Raw genomic sequence first — 21708 nt, 5'->3', positions numbered from 1 at the left:
GCCATGCAAGCCGCACAGTTCGCGGGTTCCCCACCAGACTTCAGATCGCACCGACGTTGCCCGTGATCGGCAGCACCAGGCCGGTGATGTAGCTCGCGCATGCCGGCGCGGCCAGAAACACGAAGGCCGGCGCGATTTCCTCAGGTTGCGCAGGCCGACCCATGTCGACCTGGCTGCCGAAATCGCGCACCTTGTCGGCAGGGCGGTCGGCGGGGTTCAGGGGCGTCCACACCGGACCGGGCGCAACCGCATTCACGCGGATGCCCTTGGGCAGCAGGTTGCTGGCCAGCGACTTGGTGAAGGCGTGGATGGCGCCCTTGGTTGCCGAATAGTCCAGCAACTGCGCACTGCCCTGCAGGCCCGTCACCGAGCCGGTGTTGATGATCGATCCGCCTTCATGCAGCAACGGCACCGCGGCGCGGGCCATCTGGAAATAGCCGTAGATGTTGGTGCGCATGGTCATGTCCCACTGCGCGTCGTCGATGTCCTCGATGTCGTTGGCATGCAGTTGGAAGGCCGCGTTGTTCACCAGGATGTCCAGTTGGCCGAACTCGTCGGCTGCCCGCTTGACGGCGCGCCGGCAAAAGGCCGGGTCTCGCACGTCGCCGATGATGGACAGGCACCGCCCTCCTTCCTTCTGCACCTCGGCGCAGGTCTGGTCCGCATCCGCCTGCTCCGAGGGCAAATGGATGATGGCCACGTTGGCCCCTTCGCGCGCGAACAGCACCGACACAGCGCGCCCGATGCCGGAATCGCCGCCGGTGACGATGGCGCTCATGCCTTCGAGCTTGCCGCTGCCGCGGTACGCCAGCGCAGCGAACCTCGGCTGAACCTCGAGTTGCGACTCGAGCCCGGGCTTGGCCAAATGCTGGGCCGGCAGCGGGTTGACCGGCTCCTTGCGTTCGCCCGCCTGGACGGCGCGTTTCTTGGAAGACTTGCCGGCGGCGGTCGCCTGCGCATCCGCCGCGTCGCGCTTGCGCTGCAAAGCGCGCTGCGCTTGTGTGGTCGGGTCGCTGTCAGTCGGGCTGGCGCTTCGCTTCTTGCTGGCATTCATCGAGTGTTCCCTTCGTTCGTCGGGTGGCTGGACTGCTCATCCATTGAACGACCGGCTCTTTCGCCGGCACATAGGCACTCGACCTGCCATGCCCGCCGCAAGCAATGCCACTTGGCGTCGGCGCAGTCCGACATCCGGGCCGTCGGCGACGGCCTCGTCTAACCGGGCTCGTCGACGCGCAAGCCTTCGCGGACCGTTGGATAGCGCAGCCGCATCCTCAGTTCGCGCTTGAGCCGCGTGTTGTCCAGCCGACGCGACTCGCCCATGAAGCTCAGCAGTTGCGACGGCAACTGCGCCTGCGCCTCCTCGCGCGAGATTCGATCTGGACGCGGTAGGCCATAGAGATCGGCCGCCAGATCGAAGTAGTCGCCCATCTTCATGGGACCGTCGTCGCTCACATGAAATGCGCGTGGCGCTCCGCCTCGCCAAAGCGCGATCACGCAGGCGCGCGCCAGATCGTCGGCATGGATGTGATTGGAATAGGCGTCGTCCTGTTCGCGCAGCGCCGGCGTGCCCCGCAGAAGGCGCTCGCGCGGCGTGCCGCCCTGCCGGTCCGGTGCGTAAATGCCGGGGATGCGCAGGATGCGCACCTGGGTGCCCGACCGCCCCAGCCAACGCACCGCCCGCTCGGCATCGACGCGTCGATGGGCGCGCGGCGTGGCGGGCCTGAGCGCATGCAATTCGGCGACCCACGCCCCGTTGCAGTCGCCGTACACGCCGCTCGTCGAGCCATACACCAGCGCCTGCGGCAGGCTGCGCCGCTGCAAGGCGCGCACCAGCGCCGTGGTACGTGCATCGCGCCACCACGCACCCGAGTGCGCAGCGCCTTCGACGCGAGGCGGCGGTGCCAGGTGCAATACACGGGTGGCAATGCCCGCCAATCGCGCGATGTGCCCGGGCTCGTCGAGGTTGCCGATCAGCGGCGTGATCCCGGCGGCGCGCAGTTCTTCCGCGCGTGCGTGTTGAGAGGTCAGCGCCAGCAAACTGACGCGCCCGCGCAAGATGCGGGCCGCGCGCAGCCCGACGTCGCCACAGCCGACCACGAGCACGCGTTCGCGTCGAAAGCGCGACGGCAGCGCACCAAGAGGGGTTTGGAATGCGGGCAAAATCGGTCCTTTGTCTCTCAGCGAAGAATAGCGATCATGACTGCAGGCGCGCAGGCTGCGACCCATTCCATCATCGTCGAGCCCAGTGGCCGCAATTTTCCGGCGGCGGACGATGAGACGATCCTGTCGGCCGCCATTCGCCAAGGCATCGGCCTGCCCTACGGCTGCAAGGACGGGGCCTGCGGCTCCTGCAAATGCAGGAAGCTTTCGGGCGAGGTCGAGATGGGGCCTCACCAGAGCAAGGCGCTGAGCGCCGAAGAGCAGGCCAAGGGCTATGTGCTCACCTGCTGCGCCCGTGCTCGCAGCGACGTGGTGCTCGAATCACGCCAGGTCACCGAGGCCGGCGCACATCCCATCCGCAAGATGCCGGTGCGCGTGCTGGCCCTCACACGCCTGTCCCACGACGTCATGGGCATCCGGCTCCAGCTGCCGGCGGGTGAGCCACTGCAGTTCCACGCGGGGCAATACATCGAGTTCATCCTGCAAGGTGGCGTGCGCCGCAGCTATTCGATGGCCAATGCGCCGCACACGCTCGCTACGCCCGGAACGGGCCTGGAGCTGCATGTGCGCCACATGCCGGGTGGCCGGTTCACGGACCATGTGTTCGGCGCCATGAAGGAAAAGGAAATCCTGCGCGTGGAAGGACCCTACGGCAGCTTCTTCCTGCGCGAGGAATCGGCCAAGCCCATCGTGCTGCTGGCCTCTGGCACCGGCTTTGCGCCGATCAAGGCGCTCCTCGAGCACATCGCGCACAAGGGCATCGACCGGCAGGTCGTGCTCTACTGGGGCGGTCGGCGCCCGCAAGACCTCTACATGGACGAGTGGATGCGCGAGCAGCTCGCCGCGATGCCGCAACTGCGCTACGTGCCGGTCGTGTCCAACGCCGTCCCGGAGGACAACTGGAAGGGCCGTACCGGCTTCGTCCATCAGGCGGTGCTCGAAGACCTGCCGGACCTCTCCGGACACCAGGTCTACGCCTGCGGCGCACCCATCGTCGTCGAGTCGGCCCGGCGTGACTATGTGGCCAAGGCCGGGCTTCCTGAAGACGAATTCTTTGCCGACGCCTTCACGACCGAGGCCGACAAGGCGCTGCCCTGAGACGCAACGCCATCCGTTTGACAACAACGAGGAAGACAATGAAGACAAACAACCGACGCCTGCTGCTTTCCGGCGCTGCGGCCGTTCTCGCCGCTGCTGCGCTGCCGCTGCACGCCCAAGGCGGCAGGCCGATCCGACTGGTGGTGCCTTACGGCGCTGGCGGTCCGATCGACGTCACGGCGCGCGCTCTGGCCGAGCAGGTCAAGGACTCGCTGGGCCCCGTCATCATCGATAACAAGCCGGGCGCAGGCGGCAACATCGGCGCCGATGCGGTCGCCAAGGCTGCGCCGGACGGCATGACCATCGGGATCGCCGCCACGGCGACCCATGCGGTCAACCCGTGGCTCTACGCCAAGATGCCGTTCAACGCCGCAACCGATTTCGCGCCGATCACGCAGATGGTTCGCGTGCCCAACGTGCTGGTGATGAACGCAGAAGCGGCCAAGCGGCTCGACATCCGAAGCGTGAAGGACCTGATCGCCTACGGCAAGGCGAATCCCGGAAAGCTCAACTACGGCAGCGGCGGCAACGGCAGTGCCGGTCACCTGGCCGGCGAGATGTTCAAGAAGGATGCGGGCATCTTCGCCGTGCACATCCCCTTCAACGGTGGCAACCCGGCGCAGTTGGCGCTGTTGTCCAACCAGGTCGATTTCAACTTCGACAACCTGGCCACGGCCGCGCCCAACATCCGTTCGGGCAAGCTGGTGGCCCTGGCAGTGACCACGCCCACGCGCAGCCCCATGCTGCCCGACGTGCCGCCGGTGGCCGACACGATCAAGGGCTTCTCGATCGACACGTGGTGGGGTCTGGTGGCACCTGCCGGCACGCCCAAGGACGTGCTCGATCGCCTGAGCAAGGCGTTCGTGGACGCCTTGCATTCACCTCAGACCAAGCAGCGCTTCGAAAGCCTGTTGGCCGAACCCGTGGGCAACACCCCGGAGCAGTTCGGCGCCTTCATGAAGGCCGAACTGGCGAAGTACAAGGACGTCGTGGCGGCCAGCGGCGCCCGAGTCGACTGATCGCCAAAAGCACAAAGGGCGGCCCTTCCGGTGCCGCCCTCGACGTGCAGGCGGGGGCAGGCACCCTCCGCACTCTCGGACTGCTTATTCCCCGAGGTAGGCTGCGCGCACCTTGGGGTCGGTGAGCATGGCCTTGGCGTCACCGCTCATCGAGATGACGCCCGACTCCATCACATAGCCGCGATCGGCCAGTTGCAATGCCCGGCTGGCGTTTTGTTCAACCAGCAGGACGGTCACGCCCTGCTTGTAGACGTCCTGCACCACTTCGAAGATCTTGTCGACCATGATGGGCGACAGGCCCATCGAGGGCTCGTCCAGCAGCAGGACCTTGGGCCGGGCCATCAATGCGCGGCCCATCGCCAGCATCTGTTGCTCGCCGCCGGACATGGTGCCGGCCAACTGCGTGGCTCGCTCCTTCAAGCGCGGGAAGATGCCGAAGATGCGGTCGATGTCGGCCGCGATGCCGGCCTTGTCGTTGCGGATGTAGGCGCCGATCTGCAGGTTTTCGGTGATGGTCATGCGTGCGAACACGCCGCGCCCCTCGGGCACCATCACCAGTCCTTCGGCCACCAGGTCCCAGGCGCCGCGGCCCTTGATGCTCTTGCCCAGGAACTCGATGTCGCCCGCCATGACCGGTAGGGTTCCGGTGATGGCCTTCATCGTGGTGGTCTTGCCGGCGCCGTTGGAGCCGATCAGCGAAACGAGTTCACCCTCGCGCACCTCGAAGTCCACGCCCTTGACGGCCTGGATGCCGCCGTAAGCGACCTTCAGGCCGCTGACTTTCAACAAAGCTTTAGCGCTCATGGCTCAATGCCCTCCGGTGCCGAGGTAGGCCTCGATCACTTTTTCGTTCTTCTGTACGTCCGCGGGCGTGCCTTCGGCGATCTGCTTGCCGTAGTCGAGCACCGTGACCCGGTCGCAGAGCCCCATGACCAGCTTCACATCGTGCTCGATCAGCAAGATGGTGCGGTTGTCGTTGCGAATGCGGTCGATCAGCTCGCGCAATTGCATCTTTTCGGTGGCATTCATGCCGGCGGCGGGCTCGTCCAGGGCGATGAGTTGCGGATCGGTCGCCAGGGCGCGTGCAATCTCCAGCCGGCGCTGGTCGCCGTAGCTGAGCGTGCGTGCCTTGTAGTCGGCGTAGTGGCCGACACCCACGTATTCGAGCAGTTGGTGTGCGCGCTCGGCAATCGCCTCTTCCTCGGCCTTGAAGGACTTGGTGCGAAGCACCGCGCCCAACACGCCGGAATGCGTACGCACGTGGCGGCCCACCATGACGTTCTCCAGCGCCGTCATGTCGGCGAACAGCCGGATGTTCTGAAACGTGCGGGCGATGCCGGCCTTGGCAACCTCATGGACCGCGCTGGGCGTGTAGGGCTTGCCGCCGAGCTGGAAGGTGCCGCTGTCTGGCGTGTACAGGCCCGTGATGACGTTGAAGAACGTGGTCTTGCCGGCACCGTTGGGGCCGATCAGGCCGTAGACCTGGCCACGCTGGATGGTGATGCCGACGTCAGACAGGGCTTGCAGGCCGCCGAAGCGCTTGGAAATGCCCCGGACGTCGAGGATGGTTTCAGTCATGTACTGTGACCTCGATCAGGGGTTGATGGACATCGGACGGGAGGAATCGCCGGGGACTTCGTCCGCCGGGTTGTCGACGCCGGGCTTGATCGCTTGCGCCGAGCCGGGCACCGGGTCGGGCGCCTGGCGCTTGTCGAGCGACTTGCCGTGTTCGGGCGAAGGCCACAGGCCACGGGGACGCAGCAGCATGATCACGATCATGGCCAGCGCGATGAACAACTGGCGCAGGATCGACGCATCGAGACGACCGCCGGTCATCTGTTGCAACGGGCCGGCCACATAGCGCAACACCTCTGGCAGGGCCGCGAGCAGCACGGCACCCAGGATCACGCCGGGCAGGTGCCCCAGGCCGCCCAGGACGACCATTGCGACGATCATCACCGACTCCATCAGGCTGAAGGACTCCGGCGAAACGAAGCCCTGGAAAGCCGCGAACATCGATCCGGACACGCCGCCGAAGCTGGCCCCCATGCCGAACGCCAGCAGCTTGAGGTTGCGGGTATTGATGCCCATCGCCTTGGCGGCGATCTCATCCTCGCGGATGGCCATCCAGGCGCGGCCGACGCGCGAGTTCTGAAGGCGGTGCGAGATCACCACCGTGATGATCACCAGCGCCAGGAAGAGGTAGTAGTACAGCGAAACCGAAGAGATGGTGAAGCCGTCGAGCTTGAGCGGCCGCCCGAGGTCCAGACCGAAGATCTTGACCGAGTCGATGGCGGTGATGCCCTTGGGCCCGTTGGTGATGTTGACCGGATGGTCCAGCGTGTTGAGAAACACGCGGATGATCTCGCCGAAGCCCAGCGTCACGATGGCCAGGTAGTCGCCGCGCAGCTTGAGTGTCGGCGCGCCAAGGAGCACGCCGAAGATCGCCGCCAGGATGAAGGCGGCCGGAATCACCCAGAACAGCGACACGTGGACACCCGTGGGGAACGCCGCCTTGAATGCGGCGAAGGTGTCCGTCAGGTGCGGCGACGCAGCCAGCGCGTACAGGTATGCGCCGATGGCAAAGAAAGCCACATAGCCCAGGTCGAGCAGACCGGCGTAGCCCACCACGATGTTCAGGCCCAGGGCCAGCAGCACGTAGAGCAAGGCGATGTCGACGATGCGCACCCATGCATTGCCCTGGGTCTGCAGCACCAGCGGCAGCGCCAGCAGCAGCACGGCGCAAACCAGAAAGACCGAAATCTTCTTGAAAGAGTCGTTCATGCGGTCCTCCGACTCAGGCTCGATCCGCCACGCGCTCGCCCAGCAGGCCAGAGGGCCGCACGGTGAGCGTCAGGATCAGGATGATGAAGGCAAAGATATCGCTGTGCTGGCTGCCCAGAAGGCCGCCCGTGACATCGGCCAGATAGCCGGCGCCGATGGCCTCGATCAGGCCCAGCAGGATGCCGCCGACCACGGCGCCGGCAAGGTTGCCGATGCCGCCGAACACCGCAGCGGTGAAGGCCTTCAGTCCGGGAATGAAGCCCATCGCGTGCTGCGCAATCCCGTAGTTGGACGCATACATCACGCCGGCAATGGCCGCCAGGACGGCGCCGATGATGAAGGTGGCCGAGATCACCATGTCGGGGCGGATGCCCATCAGTGCCGCCACGCGCGGGTTCTCGGCCGTCGCGCGCATGGCACGGCCCAGCTTGGTGAAGTTGACGATGAAGGTCAGCACCGCCAGGGATACCGCCGTCATCACGAGGATCATGATCTGCGTCGGCGAGATCGACGCGCCGGCAACTTGAATCGATTCGCTGGGCAGCAGCGTCGGATACGCCTTGTTGGTGGGACGCCAGATGATCATGGCCAGCGTCTGCAGCAGGATCGACATGCCGATGGCCGTGATGAGCGGCGCCAGCTTGGGGCTGTTGCGCAGCGGCCGGTAAGCCACCTTCTCGATCACGAAGTTCAATGCCGCCGCCACCACGCAAGCGATGATCAGGGCCAGCAGAAGGATCAGCCAGCCCGGCGCGTTGGGCATGCTTTCGCGCATCATGCCGATGACGGTCCAGCTGGTCAGCGCGCCGACCATCAGGACTTCACCGTGCGCGAAGTTGATGAGGTTGATGATGCCGTACACCATGGTATAGCCCAGGGCTATCAAGGCGTACATGCTGCCTAGGACCAGACCGTTGATGATCTGCTGCAGCAGGATGTCCATATGGGGGTTCCCTTTAACGGACGACCTTTGGGGTCGACTTTGTTATTGCCAAAGACGCCGGGTCGGCGCCATGACAGCTCTTTAGCAAAAAACCCGCCAGCGTTTGTTGGCTGCGGGTTGAGTGGGCAGGATTTTAGACAAGTGTCATCCCCCTTTTGCGGCGCTTCGGACCGGGTTTTCCCGCTGGCCTTGTGTGCTAGGAAAAGGCGTCATGGCACCCCAGTCGCCGCAAGCGATCTGGATTCCGGAACGCTTGCTACTGGCGATTGCGTTCTGCCTCATCGTTGAGACGCCTGAGCTCGCGCAGCTTCTCGGCGATGCGCAGTTCCAGCCCGCGATCGACCGGCTGGTAGAAGCCAGGCGGCTCCATGCCTTCGGGGAGGTAGTTCTCGCCAGCGGCGAAGCCACCCTCCTCGTCGTGCGCGTAACGGTAGCCCTTGCCGTAATCCAGCTGCTTCATGAGCTTGGTGGGCGCGTTGCGCAGATGCATGGGGACCGGACGCGTGCCGTCTTGCCGAACGAAGGCGCGCGCGGCGTTGTAGGCGGCATAGACCGCATTCGACTTGGCGGCAACGGCCAGATAGACGACACACTGCGCCAGCGCCAGTTCGCCTTCGGGCGACCCGAGGCGCTCGTAGACCTCGGCCGCATCCAGGGCCAGCCGAAGGGCGCGGGGGTCGGCCAGGCCGATGTCTTCACTGGCCATGCGGACCAGGCGGCGCGCCATGTAGCGCGGATCGGCGCCACCATCGAGCATCCGCACGAGCCAATAGAGGGCGGCGTCGGGGTCGCTGCCCCGGACGGACTTGTGCAGCGCCGAGATGGTGTCGTAGAACTGCTCGCCGCCCTTGTCGTAGCGGCGCATGCGCTCGCCCAGCACGCGCATCAGCCAGGCATCGTCGATGCTGTCGCGCTTTTCGGTGCGGGCGGCGGTCGACAAGGTCTCCAGCGTGTTGAGCAGACGGCGCGCATCGCCGTCCGCATAGGCCACAAGGCGGTCGCGGGCTTGATCGTCCATGCCCGGGACGGCGCCGATCGCCTGGGCCTTGGCGACGATCTGGCGAAGCTCCAGTTCGCCCAGCGGCTGAAGCACGTAGACGGCGGCACGAGAAAGCAGTGCCGAATTGACCTCGAAAGACGGGTTCTCCGTCGTGGCACCGATGAAGGTGAAAAGCCCGCTTTCCACATGCGGCAGGAAGGCGTCCTGCTGGCTCTTGTTGAAGCGGTGGACTTCGTCGACGAAGACGATGGTGCGCTGTGCCATGAGACCATCGCGGACTGCCTGCGCGCGCTCGACGGCGTCGCGCACGTCCTTCACGCCACCCAGGACGGCGCTGATGGCGATGAATTGCGCATCGAAGGCGTCCGCCATCAGGCGGGCAATGGTTGTCTTGCCCGTGCCGGGCGGGCCCCAGAGAATGCACGAATGCGGCTCGCCCGACTCGAAGGCGATGCGCAGCGCCATGCCCTGCCCCAGCAGGTGCTGCTGTCCGATGACCTCGCCCAGGCTGCGCGGGCGCAGGCGCTCGGCCAGGGGCTGGTGGGGAACGGTCGGGTCGGACGCTTTCATGGCTTCGAGTGGATGCAGGTCGGTGACAGCAATGCCGATTCTTGCACCCCGCGGAACTGCCCGCCCCCGCAATGACATTCGCATTGCGCGTAGGCCTGCTCACACCTAATATCCGCCACCGCCACCGCCACCGCCGCTATCGGCCACCGCAGGAGCCTGCCGATGCCTCGCCTTCGCTTTCGCATCTCGATGTCGCTGGACGGCTTCGTCGCCGGGCCGCAGCAAGGACTCCAGCATCCACTGGGCATCGGTGGCGAACGCCTGCACGACTGGGCGTTCGAGACCTTGGCCTTCCGCCGCCACCTGGGGCTGGAAGGCGGCATCGTCAATGAGAGCAGCGCGATCATCGAGGAGCAGTTGGGCGGTGTCGGTGCGTCTCTGATGGGCCGCCACATGTTCGGCGGGCCACCCGGCTCATGGAACGTGGAAGACCCATGGAACGGCTGGTGGGGGGACAACCCGCCATTTCATCACCCCGTCTTCGTATTGACGCATCACGCGAGACCGCCCTTGGCCCTGCACGGGGGCACCACCTTCTATTTCGTGACCGACGGACTGTCGGCGGCAGTGGAACGTGCCAAGGCCGCGGCCGGCGGCCTGGACGTGCTGGTGGGCGGCGGCGCCAAGACAGCCCAGCAATGCCTGTCCACCGGCCGCGTGGACTGCATGGACATCAACCTCGCGCCGATCCTCCTGGGTGACGGCGAGCGATTGTTCGACGGCGTCGGCAGCCAAATGCATGGCCTGCAGCTGACACGGACCGTCACCACGTCCAAGGTCGTCCACCTGCGATTCGAGCGCGCCCAAGGACCGGGCGCAGGTGCCTGAATCGGGAACTGCCCGCTATTGCTTGACGACGTCTGCGCCGGCCGGCGGCTGAAAGCGGAAGGCGCCCTCCGCGAGCGTCGGATTGACCTGCACCTGATCGAACTTCAGCACCGAGCGCTGTCCGAAGCTGTCGAGGATCTCCAGAGCGGCCAGTGACTCGCCCTTGAAGCCGATCTGCACGAACTGCAGTTGCCCATCCTTGTTGCGCGGCGTTGCCTTTACCCATTGCAGGCCATCGCGCTCCGGCTGGGCCTCGAGGTTGAAGTCGCTCTGCAATGCCTTGAGGTCGGCCGCGGACGCGATCAAAGCCGCCGGGGTGGAACCGAGCGCCTGTGCCTGGCTGCGCTGCGTCACCTGATTGAGGTCCGCGTCGTACAGCCAGAGGGTCTTGCCGTCGGCCACGATGGTCTGGGCAAAGGGCTTCTTGTAGTCGAACTTGAATCTGCCTGGCCGCTGGAACTCGAAGGTGCCGGTCGAGACCCGATCGCGCTGCGCCTGCCCGTCCTTGGGCGGCGGCGTGACGGTCTGCGTGAACTGCGCGCGCCCTGAACGCACACCTTTCACGAAGCCCTCCAGGCTCGACATGCCGTCCGCCCAGGCCGTACCGGCCGCAGCCAGTGCCAACAAGAGAGCCGCAATGCGCGGCGCGCGAATGATCATCTTTTCTGCCTTATTCGGAACGTGCGGGAACGAGGATCTCTCGCTGGCCGCTGGTGCTCATGGCACTGACCAGCCCGGCCGTTTCCATGTCCTCGACCAGCCGCGCCGCGCGGTTGTAGCCAATCTTCAGGTGGCGCTGCACCAGCGAGATGCTGGCTTTGCGGTGCTTGAGGACGACCTCGACCGCCTGGTCGTACATCGGATCCTTTTCGCCGCCGCTGTCGCCGCCCTCGCCAGTGAGATCACCGTCGCCGTCGACGGTTCCCCCTTCGAGCACGCCGTCGATGTAGTCGGGCTCGCCCTGTGACTTGAGATACGCGACCACCCGATGCACCTCGTCATCAGAGACGAAAGCGCCGTGGACCCGAACCGGCAGTCCGGTACCGCTGGCCATGTAGAGCATGTCGCCCATGCCGAGCAGCGCCTCTGCGCCCATCTGGTCGAGGATGGTGCGGCTGTCGATCTTGCTCGAGACCTGGAAGGCGATGCGCGTCGGGATGTTGGCCTTGATCAGGCCGGTGATCACGTCCACGCTGGGCCGCTGGGTCGCCAGGATCAGGTGGATGCCGGCGGCGCGCGCCTTCTGGGCCAGGCGGGCAATCAGTTCTTCGATCTTCTTGCCCACCACCATCATCAGGTCGGCCAGCTCATCGATGACCACCACGATGTGCGGCTCGCGCTTGAGCGGCTCCGGATCGTCCGGAGTCAGGCTGAAGGGGTTGTAGATGAATTCACCCCTGGCCTTGGCGTCGTCGATCTTGGTGTTGTAGCCCGCGAGGTTGCGCACGCCCAGCTTGCTCATCAGCTTGTAGCGACGCTCCATTTCGGCGACGCACCAGTTCAGCCCGTGCGCCGCTTGCCGCATGTCGGTGACGACCGGAGCCAACAGGTGGGGAATGCCTTCGTAGACCGACATTTCCAGCATCTTCGGGTCGATCATCAGCAGCCGGACGTCATTCGCCTCAGCCTTGTAGAGCAGCGACAGGATCATCGCGTTGATGCCCACCGACTTGCCCGAACCCGTCGTGCCGGCCACCAGCACGTGCGGCATCTTGGCCAGATCAGCCACCACCGGGTTGCCGACGATGTCCTTGCCCAGCCCCATGGTGAGCATGGACTTGGCTTCGTTGTAGACCTGCGAGCCGAGGATTTCCGACAGCCGAATCGATTGGCGCTTGGCGTTGGGCAGCTCCAGCGCCATGTAGTTCTTGCCCGGGATGGTCTCGATCACGCGGATGGAAACGAGCGACAACGAGCGCGCCAGGTCCTTGGCGAGGTTGACCACCTGCGAGCCCTTCACGCCAGTGGCAGGCTCGATTTCGTAGCGCGTGATGACCGGGCCCGGCGAGGCCAGCACCACCCGCACTTCGACGCCGAAGTCCTTGAGCTTCTTCTCGATCAGGCGGCTGGTCATTTCCAGCGTGTCGGACGACACGGTTTCCTGGCGGCCCGGCGCCGCGTCGAGCAAGTCGACCTGCGGCAGCTTGCTGTCCGGCAGTTCGCGGAAGAGCGGCTTCTGGCGTTCCTTGACCACGCGGTCGCTCTTGGGCACTTCGGTCATCGCGGGCTCGATCTGAACCGGCGGCGCTGCGGGGCGCCGCTTTGCCGTGGGCTCGACGCGCAACTCTTCGTCCGGCGACTCGAGCACTTGGCTTTCGCGATCCCCGAGGATGGACTCTTCTTCCAGTGCACGTTCGCGCGCGGCTTGCTTGCCCAGGGCGATGTCCTGCGCCAGTTCGCGCTTTTCGCGACGTCGCTCGAACAACGAGTAAAGCCGCGAGCCGATCCGCTCGGCGATGTGGGCCCAGGAAAAGCGAAAGACCAGGGCCGAGCCGATCACGCCGGCGGCAATGGCGACCAGCGCGGAGCCGGTGAATCCCAGCCAGCGGACGCTGGCCGGCCCTACCAGATAGCCCAGCACGCCACCGCCATGCCCCGGCAGATGCGACTCGAGCCGGTACAGGCGCGACCATTCGAGCACGACGCTGGCGCACAGCAGCAAGATCAGGCCGCCCCAGAATGCCAGTCGACTGCGATTGAAGCGTCCCGTGGTGGCCGATGGCTGGCCATCGCCGCTGCCCGAGCCTTCTGCGCCGCGCAGCCAACCGGCCAGGGAAGCGAGCCAAACCCGCCAGCCCGCCGCCAGACACCACCAAACCGAATACCCGGCAAGAAAGTAACTGCCATCGGCCAGCCAGGCACCCAGGCGGCCCGCCCAGTTCTTGACTTCGCCACCGCTGCCCGAGGTGGACCACGCGGAATCCGACGGCGTGTAGCTGAGCATGGCCATCAGCCAGAACAGCAGCAGCACGAAGCTGACGATCAGCGTGATCTCATGAGCGAAGCGCAAGGCGCGCGAGCGGACAGGCTGCGCGGCGTTGGCGGAATTGAGTGTGTTCAGCGAATAGGACAAGTCAGGCCTCCCGCCGGACGGGGCCGGCAGGCGAGCGGCCCCATGGAGGGCGGCAAATACACAAAACGGGCAGCGTTGAATTCATTGGGGCGACGGCAACACGCCACCGAGGCGGCACAACAGAGCCCCGCCATCAGATTGAAGGGGCCCATCGAGGCTCGAAGGTCCCATTGTCACAAATTGGGCAACGCAAGGCATCGCCGACCCCGTCGCAGACGACTTGCCGTGGCGCCAGTACGTCGCAAGCAGGCAAGTCAGGCCAGCGAGGACAGGCGGTCCTTGACGATCATCGAGCCGTCCGCCTGCGTGTGAACGAAGCCCCGCTCTTCCAGGTCCTTCATGACACGGCTGACCATCTCGCGCGAGGCGCCCACCATCTTGGCCAGATCCTGGCGAGAGATCTTCTCGCGGATCTTGAGATTGCCCTGCCCATCTTCGGAGGCGAACTCGAGCAAGGAGCGGGCCACGCGGCCGTACACATCCATCAGGGCCAACGACTCGATCTTCCGATCCGCGTGGCGCAGGCGTCCCACGAGTCCCCGCAGGATGTTGTAGGGCATGGAGTTCACCTCGGGCAGGCAACGGGCGAAGCCGTCACGCCCGAGCATCAGTACGTCGGTCTGAACTTCGGTGCGCACCGTGGCGGAATGCGGCTCGTCGTCGATCAGGCTCATCTCGCCGAAGTAGTCGCCAGGCTGCAGCGTGGCCAGGATCACCTCGCGCCCCCGGTTGTCGGTGCTCATCACCCGGGCCCTGCCGGTCAGGATGATGTAGAGGGAGTCCGATTTCTTTCCCTGCTCGACGATCACCTCGGCGCGTTTGAATCGGCGCTTGACGATCGCATCGGCGATGCTGGCCGATTGCGACGCCGTCAGCGCCGAGAACAACGGCACGCGCCGCAGAAGGTCGATATTGGAAAGCATCGTCGACATTCAGATCCTCTTTTGTTGTGCGCAATCGCGGGCATCCATGGATTCCTACAATCGCGTGCATTGAAAACACCCCGGCTCCCTGCCGGAACCCGGAGCGGATACTTCGTATCCTTCAAGCTCGCTCCAAAATGTACACGCTCAGTGCGGGTATTTATCACGTATTACAGGCTTTCCCCATGTCGAACACACAACACGCCAAGGTTCTCATCCTCGGTTCCGGCCCTGCCGGCTACACGGCGGCGGTGTATGCCGCGCGCGCCAACCTCCAGCCGCTGCTCATTACCGGCATGGCTCAGGGCGGCCAGCTCATGACCACCACCGAGGTGGACAACTGGCCGGCGGACGTACATGGCGTGCAGGGACCGGATCTGATGCAGCGCTTTCTGGAGCATGCCGAGCGCTTCAAGACCCAGATCGTTTTCGACCACATCAACAAGGTCGACCTGGGCAAGCGCCCCTTCACCCTCACGGGTGACAGCGGCACCTACACCTGCGATTCGCTGATCATCGCGACAGGCGCTTCGGCAAAGTACCTCGGGCTGCCTTCCGAGCAGAACTTCATGGGCCGCGGCGTGTCGGGTTGCGCCACCTGCGACGGATTCTTCTACCGTGACCAGGAGGTCTGCGTCATCGGCGGCGGCAACACCGCCGTGGAAGAAGCGCTCTACCTGTCGAACATTGCCAGCAAGGTGACGCTCGTCCATCGTCGAGACAAGTTCCGCGCCGAGCCTATCCTGGTGGACAAGCTCAACGAAAAGGTCGCCCAGGGCAAGATCGAACTCAAGCTGCACAGCACGCTGGACCAGGTGCTCGGCGACGATTCCGGCGTCACCGGCGTGCAAATCAAGAACATGCAGTCCGGTGCGACTGAAAAGATCGAACTGAAGGGATGCTTCATCGCGATCGGCCACCAGCCCAATACCGAGATCTTCCAGGGACAGTTGGAGATGAAGGACGGTTACATCCTGACGAAATCTGGTCTGCAGGGGTTCGCGACGATGACCAGCATTCCCGGCGTGTTCGCTGCTGGCGACGTGCAAGATCATGTCTACCGCCAAGCCATCACCAGCGCCGGTACCGGCTGCATGGCGGCGCTCGACGCCCAGCGCTTCCTCGAGCAGGAGTAACGCCACCCGCCGATTCGCCGCGCCAGCGAGCTTCGGGCTATAATGCTTGGCTTTGCTGCAATTTGGCGACCTTCCTTGGGAGTTCGTTGATCGAAGGGCGGCATTGATGGGGAACCCGCCACCCCGGCTCAATTTGGCGAGGTCAAGCTGCAACCCACCGGCCGCCTTCAATGCGAATCAGCGCCCGGTGCCAGCTGTTCTAAGGAAAGAGTGTCCACATGGCACGCGTATGTGAAGTCACGGGCAAAGGCCCGATGGTCGGGAACAACGTCTCCCACGCCAACAACAAGACAAAGCGCCGGTTCATGCCGAACCTGCAATACCGCCGTTTCTGGGTCGAAAGCGAAAACCGCTGGGTGCGCCTGCGCGTTTCGAGCGCAGCCCTGCGCCTGATCGACAAGAATGGCATCGACGCCGTGCTCGCCGACCTGCGTGCGCGCGGCCAAGCCTGACCACGACTAGTTAAGGAGCGCAACCATGGCCACGAGCAAAGGCGGACGCGAAAAGATCAAGCTGGAATCCACTGCGGGTACCGGCCACTTCTACACGACCAGCAAGAACAAGAAGACGATGCCTGAAAAGATGTCGATCATGAAGTTCGACCCGAAGGCACGCAAGCACGTCGAATACAAGGAAATCAAGCTGAAGTAATTCGGCGCTTGTCTGGCGCGCAGCGTCAGGCTTCGACAAGCAAGCTCAAAAGCCCGTCAAGGTCCTCGGACCTGACGGGCTTTTTTCATGGACGCGAGCGTGGCACGTGTTGGCGCAAGCAATGATGCCGATGGTCGGGCAGCGCCCTTGCATAGGCCGATGTGTATGGGAGTTCACCCCTCGCCCTTCAGGAAAAAGAAAAGCCGCCCGAGGGCGGCTCTGTTTCGTGTCGCGGCAAGTTGCCTTGGTGCCGTCCAATCAGGCCATGCGTGCGGAGCGAAGGCGAACCGAGAACTCCTGCAAGGCCGCGATGCCGCTGGCTTCGGCGCGATGGCACCACGCCGCCAAGTCGGCCGCCAGTTGCTCGCGCGATTGGGAGGTATTGAGCCACATCTGACGAAGCTCTTCACGCATGGTGAACATCTTGTCGAGCACGGGGTGGGCCGCCCGCGCCTCCACCAGGGTTTGGCGAGCAGCAGCCGGAACCTTGTCGTCGTCGCGATGCAACCAGCGCTTGGCACCCTGCAACAGCGAAAGATCGGCACCCTTGGACTTGAGTTGCTCGATTTCAGCCTTGCAGGCGTGCCGCATTCCACGAGCGTAGCGGGCCATCACCTCGTAGCGATTGGCGATCACGGCTTCGAGCGTCTTCTCGTCCGGCACGGGCTGGATCGCGCCAAGCTGAAGCTTTGGCGGCACCTTCTTGACCTTGGCCCAGCCCAGCATCTCGAAAACGCGGATGTAGACCCAGCCGATATCGAACTCGTACTTCTTGACCGAGAACTTGGCCGATGTGGGATAGGTGTGGTGGTTGTTGTGAAGTTCTTCGCCGCCGATGATCAGGCCCCAGGGCGAAATGTTGGTGCTGGCGTCGGGCGCCTCGAAATTGCGATAACCCCAATAGTGGCCGATCCCGTTGATGATGCCGGCGGCGGTGATGGGAATCCAAAGCATTTGCACAGCCCAAACCGTCAGGCCCAATGCGCCGAACAGTGCCACGTTCAGAATCAGCATGAGGCCCACGCCCTGCCAGCTGTAGCGGCTGTAGAGGTTTCGCTCGATCCAGTCGTTGGGCACGCCATGGCTGAACTTGGCGATGGTCTCGGCGTTCTTGGCTTCCGCGCGATACAGCTCTGCACCGCGCCAAAGCACGGTGTCGATGCCGCGGGTCTGCGGGCTGTGCGGGTCGTCCTCGGTTTCGCACTTGGCGTGGTGCTTGCGATGGATGGCCACCCATTCACGAGTCACCATTCCGGTACCGATCCACAGCCAGAATCGGAAGAAATGCGACGGAATGGGCCCCAGATCCATGGCACGGTGTGCCTGGGTCCGGTGCAGGAAGATGGTAACGGCGGCAATGGTGATGTGCGTGGTGAAGAGCGTGTAGAGCACGATCTCCCACCAGCTCAAGTTCCAAAGGCCATTTGCCAGCCAGTCGACGGCCGAATTCAGGACCGCGGAATCAGGGAAAAACAACTTGGGTTCTCCATGGCCGCACAAAACGACGGCCTGTTCGTTCAAAGGCGTATTTTACCGGCCCACCTCATCAAAACCCTTGATTTTCCTTAAGGTTTTCAAGGATCTAGGTCTAAATCTGACCGATTAGGACAATTGGGGTCAACTAGCGACGTTTCCAGACAGCCGCAAAAAAACCATCCGTGTCGTGTTGATGCGGCCACAGGCGCAGATAGCGCTGGCCAGAATCGCCACCGCTGGCGAGGCCGGTAGCGCCTTCCACCTTGAGGCCCGCAAGGATTTCACCCGCATCGGCCGGCTCGAAATCCGGATGCGCCGAACCAAAGGCCTCGGCCACTGCTTCGTTCTCCTGCGCAAGGATGCTGCAGGTGGCGTAAACCAAGCGCCCGCCCGGCTTGACCAGGCGAGCCGCCGATTGAAGGATCGCCGCCTGCTTGGCCGTCAATTCCTCGATGGCCTGGGGGGACTGGCGCCATTTCAAGTCAGGATTGCGCCGCAGCGTCCCCAGGCCCGAGCAGGGAGCGTCCACCAGCACCCGGTCGATCTTTCCAGCCAGGCGCTTGACGCGCTCATCTCGCTCATGCGCAATGGCGGCGGGGTGCACGTTCGACAGACCGCTGCGCGCGAGCCGAGGCTTGAGGGCATCCAGGCGATGTGCTGAGACGTCGAATGCATAGAGGCGGCCCGTGTTGCGCATCGTGGCGCCGATGGCCAGGGTCTTGCCGCCGGCGCCTGCACAGAAGTCCACCACCATCTCGCCGCGCTTGGCGTCCAGCAGAAGCGCCAGCAGTTGGGAACCCTCGTCCTGCACCTCGATGGCGCCTCTTGAAAAAGCATCCAGTCGCGTAAGGGCCGGTTTGCCGTCGACCCGTAGCCCCCAGGGCGAATGAGGAGTCGGGACGGACTTGATGCCCGCCAATTCCAACTCCTTGCGCACGTCGGCACGCTTGTCGGCCAGCGCATTGATCCGCAGGTCCAAAGGTGCGGGCCGGAGAAGGGATTCGGCCAGGGGCCAGAACTGGGCCCCGAGCTGCTCCCGCAAAGGGCCCGCCAGCCATTCGGGCAGGTTGTGCCGGTGCCGCTCCATCAGGTCGCTGGCCGGAACCGAGTCGCAGGCGGCAAGCCAGGCGGCCTCGGTGTCGGTCAGCGCGCTTCGCAGGAAGTCGCGGGGACCGTGAAAGCCGAGGATCGCCAGCCGACGCTCGCGCGGGCCCGATCCGGATGCAGCCAAGTGCTCGAACTGCAATTTGCGACGCAGCACGTTGTAGGTCGTCTCTGCCAGCGTTGCTCGCTCGCGCTGGCCGAGTGAACGGTTCTCCCGAAAATGTCGAGAAACGATGGCGTCGGCGGGATGGTCAAGACGCAAGACGCGGCCGACGAGTTCCGCCGTCGCGTCCAACAAAGCTCTGGGATGCATTCCCCGATTGTCCCATCCGTGCGCTCGGCAGCGAGGGACCCGCGCAAAATCAGCGGGCGCTGCGTTGCCAGAACGGATGCTTCACATGACGTTCGATGTCCTGGGCCGTGGGCGAATTTCCAGCCCACAGGACAAGCGCGACGCCCGGAAGACTCAAAGTCTGCTCGAGGTGACGGCACAGCGAATATCGCTCGTCGTCGGCGAGCGTGGGCAGGTCCAGAAAAAGGATATACGCCCGGCGCCAGGGAAACTCATGCAGGTTCTTGCGGACCAGCCACGCCCGGGCGACCGGTTGGCAGCGCGCCAGGTCGACTCGCAGCTCTCCCGCCTCGAAATCGCTCAAGTCGTGGTGGGCAATCTGGCTGAAGAAGGGCGTATCGGTCAGCTCGTCCCACGCGCGCCGCTCAGCTTCTTCGGCGTCTCTGAGACGACCACGCCACAGCTTCAGAGCGACCTCGTCATGCGGCCCGGACTCAGGATTTTCCAGAAGCTCCACCGCCGATTTCGCTGCCCACCACCGGCTTCCGGAACCGGCCTCATGCAGACGCTCCAGAACAGGCAGGCGTGAGGCGCGATCCAGCGGAGGCAGCATCTGCACGTAGCCGCGCAGCGCGCCGGTGTGCTCCGGCGTGAGTGCCAGGGCGCGCTCGTAACGATCGCGAACGTCCGCGTTCACGTCGAGGTGACGCTGCAGATCCGCCCATTCGACCATCTCGTCCGCGTTGTTTCGACCTTGGCTTTCGGCCAGTGCCTGAACGCGCTCTCGGACCCTGGCCAAGTGCTGGGAATGCTGGCGCCAGTCGCTCGCGTGCTCCGTGCACCACTGGCGGTCGAAGTGCTTGATCCACCTCTCCCCCTTGTCGGCAAACATATGGAGCGCAGGCTTGACCGACCACTCGGGCAAGCCTGCTTTTTCCTCGAAGGCCTCCAGGCGGTCCCGCAGGACCGGATGCGTGTCGTCGACGTCGCTCACCTGGCGAAGGGCCTTGCGCAGCGCGTCTCGGGCGAAAGCGGCTTCCGGCGCCGCGCGCAGTTGAACCAGCAGCCCGGCAAAGGGCCCCACTGGTTCAGGCTCGTTGGCGGCGCGAGCCCAATGCGTCGCCCAGAACTGTTCCGAATACCAGTGCCCCTTGACCGCAATCTCTGTCAGCGCAGCCGCGGCAACTCCCGTTCCAAGAAGACGAGCTGAAACGCGGTCCGCCTCATATTCGTCCTGACGTGCCAATGCGAAGGTCTTGGCCGCAAATCTTGGGAAGTACCAGGTAAAGAATGCGCGTGATGCCAGCGCCATGACGCCTTCGCTGCGCTGAAGGCTTTCGTCCAGCTTGAGCCAGGAAAGGCGCGTGCGATAGATCCATGCGCTCAGCCGGCCATGGTTGCCGCGCAGGTGGCCGTACTCGTGAGCCAAGACCGACAGAAGTCGCCGACGATCGAGCGCCATCAACAGCGGCAAGCCGATATTCAGGTGATTGACCGCGCCTCCCAGGAACCCGAAGCGCGGCACCTGGCGGATGCTGGCATTGAAGTCATTGTCAAGATAGACGTGATGCACCGGCGGGCCATCGATGCGTTCGCGGATGCGGTCCAAGGCCTCAAACAAGCGCGGGGCGTCTTCTCGCTTGAGCGGCACCCCTTCCGGCGGATCAAAACGCACCCACAGCGCACGCAATGTCGCCCAAAGCAGGCCGAGGGCAAACACTGCCGCCCATCCGCGCGCGAAACTGAAGCGGGCCGAGCCCATCGGCATCGCCACCCACGCAAGCACGCCGAGGGCCAACGCCAAGCAGGAAATCACCCATGCGTAACCGAGCGCCGCAAACAGGGCGACGCCACGGCGATAGCGAGCGCTGTCATCGGCGCTGTCGTGCTCACTCAGGCGTACGAGGTGAACGAAGTCGGCACGGTCCAAGCAATACCTCGGAAAAGAGATGCCGAAATGTTAACGGGACTAATACAAACTGTTACTGAGCCAGGAGACTTCAACCCTCTTTCCGTGAACGAGTTTGTAGCGCCAAAGCCTCAACGCGCCATGCTTGCCAAATAGTTCTCGATGGCTCGCGGGTACAGACTGTGTTCCTGTGACAGGACGCGGGCAGCCAACTCTTGCGCGTCGTCGCCTGGAAGGATCGGGACCACGGCCTGGGCAAGGATCGGACCATGGTCGAGCTCAGCCGTGACCTGATGCACCGTGGCACCAGCAACACGGCATCCCGCCTCGATCGCCCGGCGGTGCGTGTCCAGCCCTGGAAAGGCGGGAAGCAGCGACGGATGGATGTTCAACAGGCGCCCTTCGTAGCGCGACACGAATCCGGGCGTCAGGATGCGCATGAATCCCGCCAGCACGACCAGGGCGGGCGAATAGCCATCGATGACGCCGGCCAGCGCTTCGTCGAACGATTCGCGGGACTCGAAGTCGCGGTGCGAAACCACCGCGGTACTCACCCCATGTTCGCGCGCCAAGGCCAGGCCGCCTGCGTCGGCCTTGTTGCTGATAACCGCCGCAACGCGCGCACCGAATCTGCGCTCCCAGTTGCCGCAGCGGGAGGCATTGACGACGGCCATCATGTTGGAGCCGGCGCCCGAGATCAGGATCACAATGTTCTGGTTCATTCCGGCCGGGATTATCCTGG

Annotated in this window: 20 protein-coding genes; 6 read left to right on the top strand and 14 right to left on the bottom strand. The window is 64.4% G+C overall.

Annotated elements, in window-relative coordinates; all coding sequences use genetic code 11:
- Positions 1–40 precede the first annotated feature (40 nt).
- Both QTH91_RS03280 and QTH91_RS03275 read right to left on the bottom strand, forming a co-directional pair.
- The gene (locus QTH91_RS03280; RefSeq protein WP_286658599.1) at positions 41–1054 is read right to left on the bottom strand and encodes an SDR family oxidoreductase; all 1014 of its coding nucleotides are present in this window, start codon (positions 1052–1054) and stop codon (positions 41–43) included.
- A gap of 158 nt (positions 1055–1212) precedes the next feature.
- Positions 1213–2160: an SDR family oxidoreductase gene (locus QTH91_RS03275; RefSeq protein ID WP_286658598.1), complete on the bottom strand. Its 948-nt coding sequence runs from the start codon at positions 2158–2160 to the stop codon at positions 1213–1215.
- A gap of 36 nt (positions 2161–2196) precedes the next feature.
- Here QTH91_RS03275 and QTH91_RS03270 point away from each other — a divergent pair, with 36 nt between their 5' ends.
- Positions 2197–3258 carry a CDP-6-deoxy-delta-3,4-glucoseen reductase gene (locus QTH91_RS03270; protein ID WP_286658597.1) on the top strand — a complete coding sequence of 354 codons (1062 nt, stop codon included), beginning with the start codon at positions 2197–2199 and terminating at the stop codon, positions 3256–3258.
- A gap of 38 nt (positions 3259–3296) precedes the next feature.
- Positions 3297–4277, top strand: a complete 981-nt coding sequence (locus QTH91_RS03265) for a Bug family tripartite tricarboxylate transporter substrate binding protein (protein ID WP_286658596.1) — start codon at positions 3297–3299, stop codon at positions 4275–4277.
- Between the two features lie 84 nt (positions 4278–4361).
- Here QTH91_RS03265 and QTH91_RS03260 read toward each other — a convergent pair whose 3' ends face one another.
- From QTH91_RS03260 to QTH91_RS03240, 5 genes are all read right to left on the bottom strand, one after another.
- Positions 4362–5081, bottom strand: a complete 720-nt coding sequence (locus tag QTH91_RS03260; RefSeq protein ID WP_286658595.1) for an ABC transporter ATP-binding protein — start codon at positions 5079–5081, stop codon at positions 4362–4364.
- A 3-nt stretch (positions 5082–5084) separates the two neighbouring features.
- On the bottom strand, positions 5085–5855 hold the full coding sequence (locus tag QTH91_RS03255) for an ABC transporter ATP-binding protein (protein WP_286658594.1): 771 nt from the start codon (positions 5853–5855) through the stop codon (positions 5085–5087).
- 15 nt (positions 5856–5870) lie between these two features.
- Positions 5871–7061 carry a branched-chain amino acid ABC transporter permease gene (locus tag QTH91_RS03250; protein WP_286658593.1) on the bottom strand — a complete coding sequence of 397 codons (1191 nt, stop codon included), beginning with the start codon at positions 7059–7061 and terminating at the stop codon, positions 5871–5873.
- A 13-nt stretch (positions 7062–7074) separates the two neighbouring features.
- Positions 7075–8004: a branched-chain amino acid ABC transporter permease gene (locus QTH91_RS03245; RefSeq protein WP_286658592.1), complete on the bottom strand. Its 930-nt coding sequence runs from the start codon at positions 8002–8004 to the stop codon at positions 7075–7077.
- A 256-nt stretch (positions 8005–8260) separates the two neighbouring features.
- Positions 8261–9574, bottom strand: coding sequence for a replication-associated recombination protein A (locus QTH91_RS03240; RefSeq protein ID WP_286658591.1), 1314 nt, complete (start codon positions 9572–9574; stop codon positions 8261–8263).
- A gap of 162 nt (positions 9575–9736) precedes the next feature.
- Between QTH91_RS03240 and QTH91_RS03235 the strand changes: the two genes are divergently transcribed.
- Complete coding sequence (locus tag QTH91_RS03235) at positions 9737–10402, top strand: dihydrofolate reductase family protein (RefSeq protein WP_286658590.1); 666 nt, start codon at positions 9737–9739, stop codon at positions 10400–10402.
- A gap of 15 nt (positions 10403–10417) precedes the next feature.
- Here QTH91_RS03235 and lolA read toward each other — a convergent pair whose 3' ends face one another.
- The 3 genes from lolA to QTH91_RS03220 all read right to left on the bottom strand — a co-directional run bounded on the left by lolA (position 10418) and on the right by QTH91_RS03220 (position 14407).
- On the bottom strand, positions 10418–11062 hold the full coding sequence (gene lolA, locus QTH91_RS03230; RefSeq protein WP_286658589.1) for an outer membrane lipoprotein periplasmic chaperone LolA: 645 nt from the start codon (positions 11060–11062) through the stop codon (positions 10418–10420).
- Positions 11063–11072: 10 nt separating this feature from the next.
- Positions 11073–13475, bottom strand: coding sequence for a DNA translocase FtsK (locus QTH91_RS03225; protein ID WP_286658588.1), 2403 nt, complete (start codon positions 13473–13475; stop codon positions 11073–11075).
- Positions 13476–13729: 254 nt separating this feature from the next.
- Positions 13730–14407 carry a Crp/Fnr family transcriptional regulator gene (locus QTH91_RS03220; protein ID WP_286658587.1) on the bottom strand — a complete coding sequence of 226 codons (678 nt, stop codon included), beginning with the start codon at positions 14405–14407 and terminating at the stop codon, positions 13730–13732.
- A 176-nt stretch (positions 14408–14583) separates the two neighbouring features.
- On the opposite strand from QTH91_RS03220, the gene trxB reads away from it, so the two are divergent.
- The 3 genes from trxB to rpmG all read left to right on the top strand — a co-directional run bounded on the left by trxB (position 14584) and on the right by rpmG (position 16185).
- Complete coding sequence (gene trxB / locus QTH91_RS03215) at positions 14584–15534, top strand: thioredoxin-disulfide reductase (RefSeq protein WP_286658586.1); 951 nt, start codon at positions 14584–14586, stop codon at positions 15532–15534.
- 218 nt (positions 15535–15752) lie between these two features.
- Entirely contained in the window at positions 15753–15986 is a 234-nt protein-coding gene (gene rpmB, locus QTH91_RS03210) for a 50S ribosomal protein L28 (RefSeq protein WP_068640873.1), read from the top strand.
- A 25-nt stretch (positions 15987–16011) separates the two neighbouring features.
- Positions 16012–16185 (top strand): 50S ribosomal protein L33, encoded by a 174-nt coding sequence (gene rpmG, locus QTH91_RS03205; RefSeq protein ID WP_007830291.1) that lies wholly within the window; start codon positions 16012–16014, stop codon positions 16183–16185.
- A 258-nt stretch (positions 16186–16443) separates the two neighbouring features.
- On the opposite strand, the gene QTH91_RS03200 is transcribed toward rpmG, so the two are convergent.
- From QTH91_RS03200 to purN, 4 genes are all read right to left on the bottom strand, one after another.
- Entirely contained in the window at positions 16444–17661 is a 1218-nt protein-coding gene (locus tag QTH91_RS03200) for a DesA family fatty acid desaturase (RefSeq protein ID WP_286658585.1), read from the bottom strand.
- A 145-nt stretch (positions 17662–17806) separates the two neighbouring features.
- Positions 17807–19078 carry an RsmB/NOP family class I SAM-dependent RNA methyltransferase gene (locus tag QTH91_RS03195; protein ID WP_286658584.1) on the bottom strand — a complete coding sequence of 424 codons (1272 nt, stop codon included), beginning with the start codon at positions 19076–19078 and terminating at the stop codon, positions 17807–17809.
- A 49-nt stretch (positions 19079–19127) separates the two neighbouring features.
- On the bottom strand, positions 19128–20987 hold the full coding sequence (locus QTH91_RS03190) for a M48 family metallopeptidase (RefSeq protein ID WP_286658583.1): 1860 nt from the start codon (positions 20985–20987) through the stop codon (positions 19128–19130).
- A gap of 110 nt (positions 20988–21097) precedes the next feature.
- Complete coding sequence (purN, locus tag QTH91_RS03185) at positions 21098–21688, bottom strand: phosphoribosylglycinamide formyltransferase (RefSeq protein WP_286658582.1); 591 nt, start codon at positions 21686–21688, stop codon at positions 21098–21100.
- Between the last annotated feature and the right edge of the window lie 20 nt (positions 21689–21708).

Source organism: Variovorax dokdonensis, assembly GCF_030316895.1.
GTDB lineage: Bacteria > Pseudomonadota > Gammaproteobacteria > Burkholderiales > Burkholderiaceae_C > Variovorax > Variovorax dokdonensis.
The sequence above is the reverse complement of the archived record's forward strand: the minus strand, read 5'-3'. Positions and strand labels throughout refer to the sequence as shown.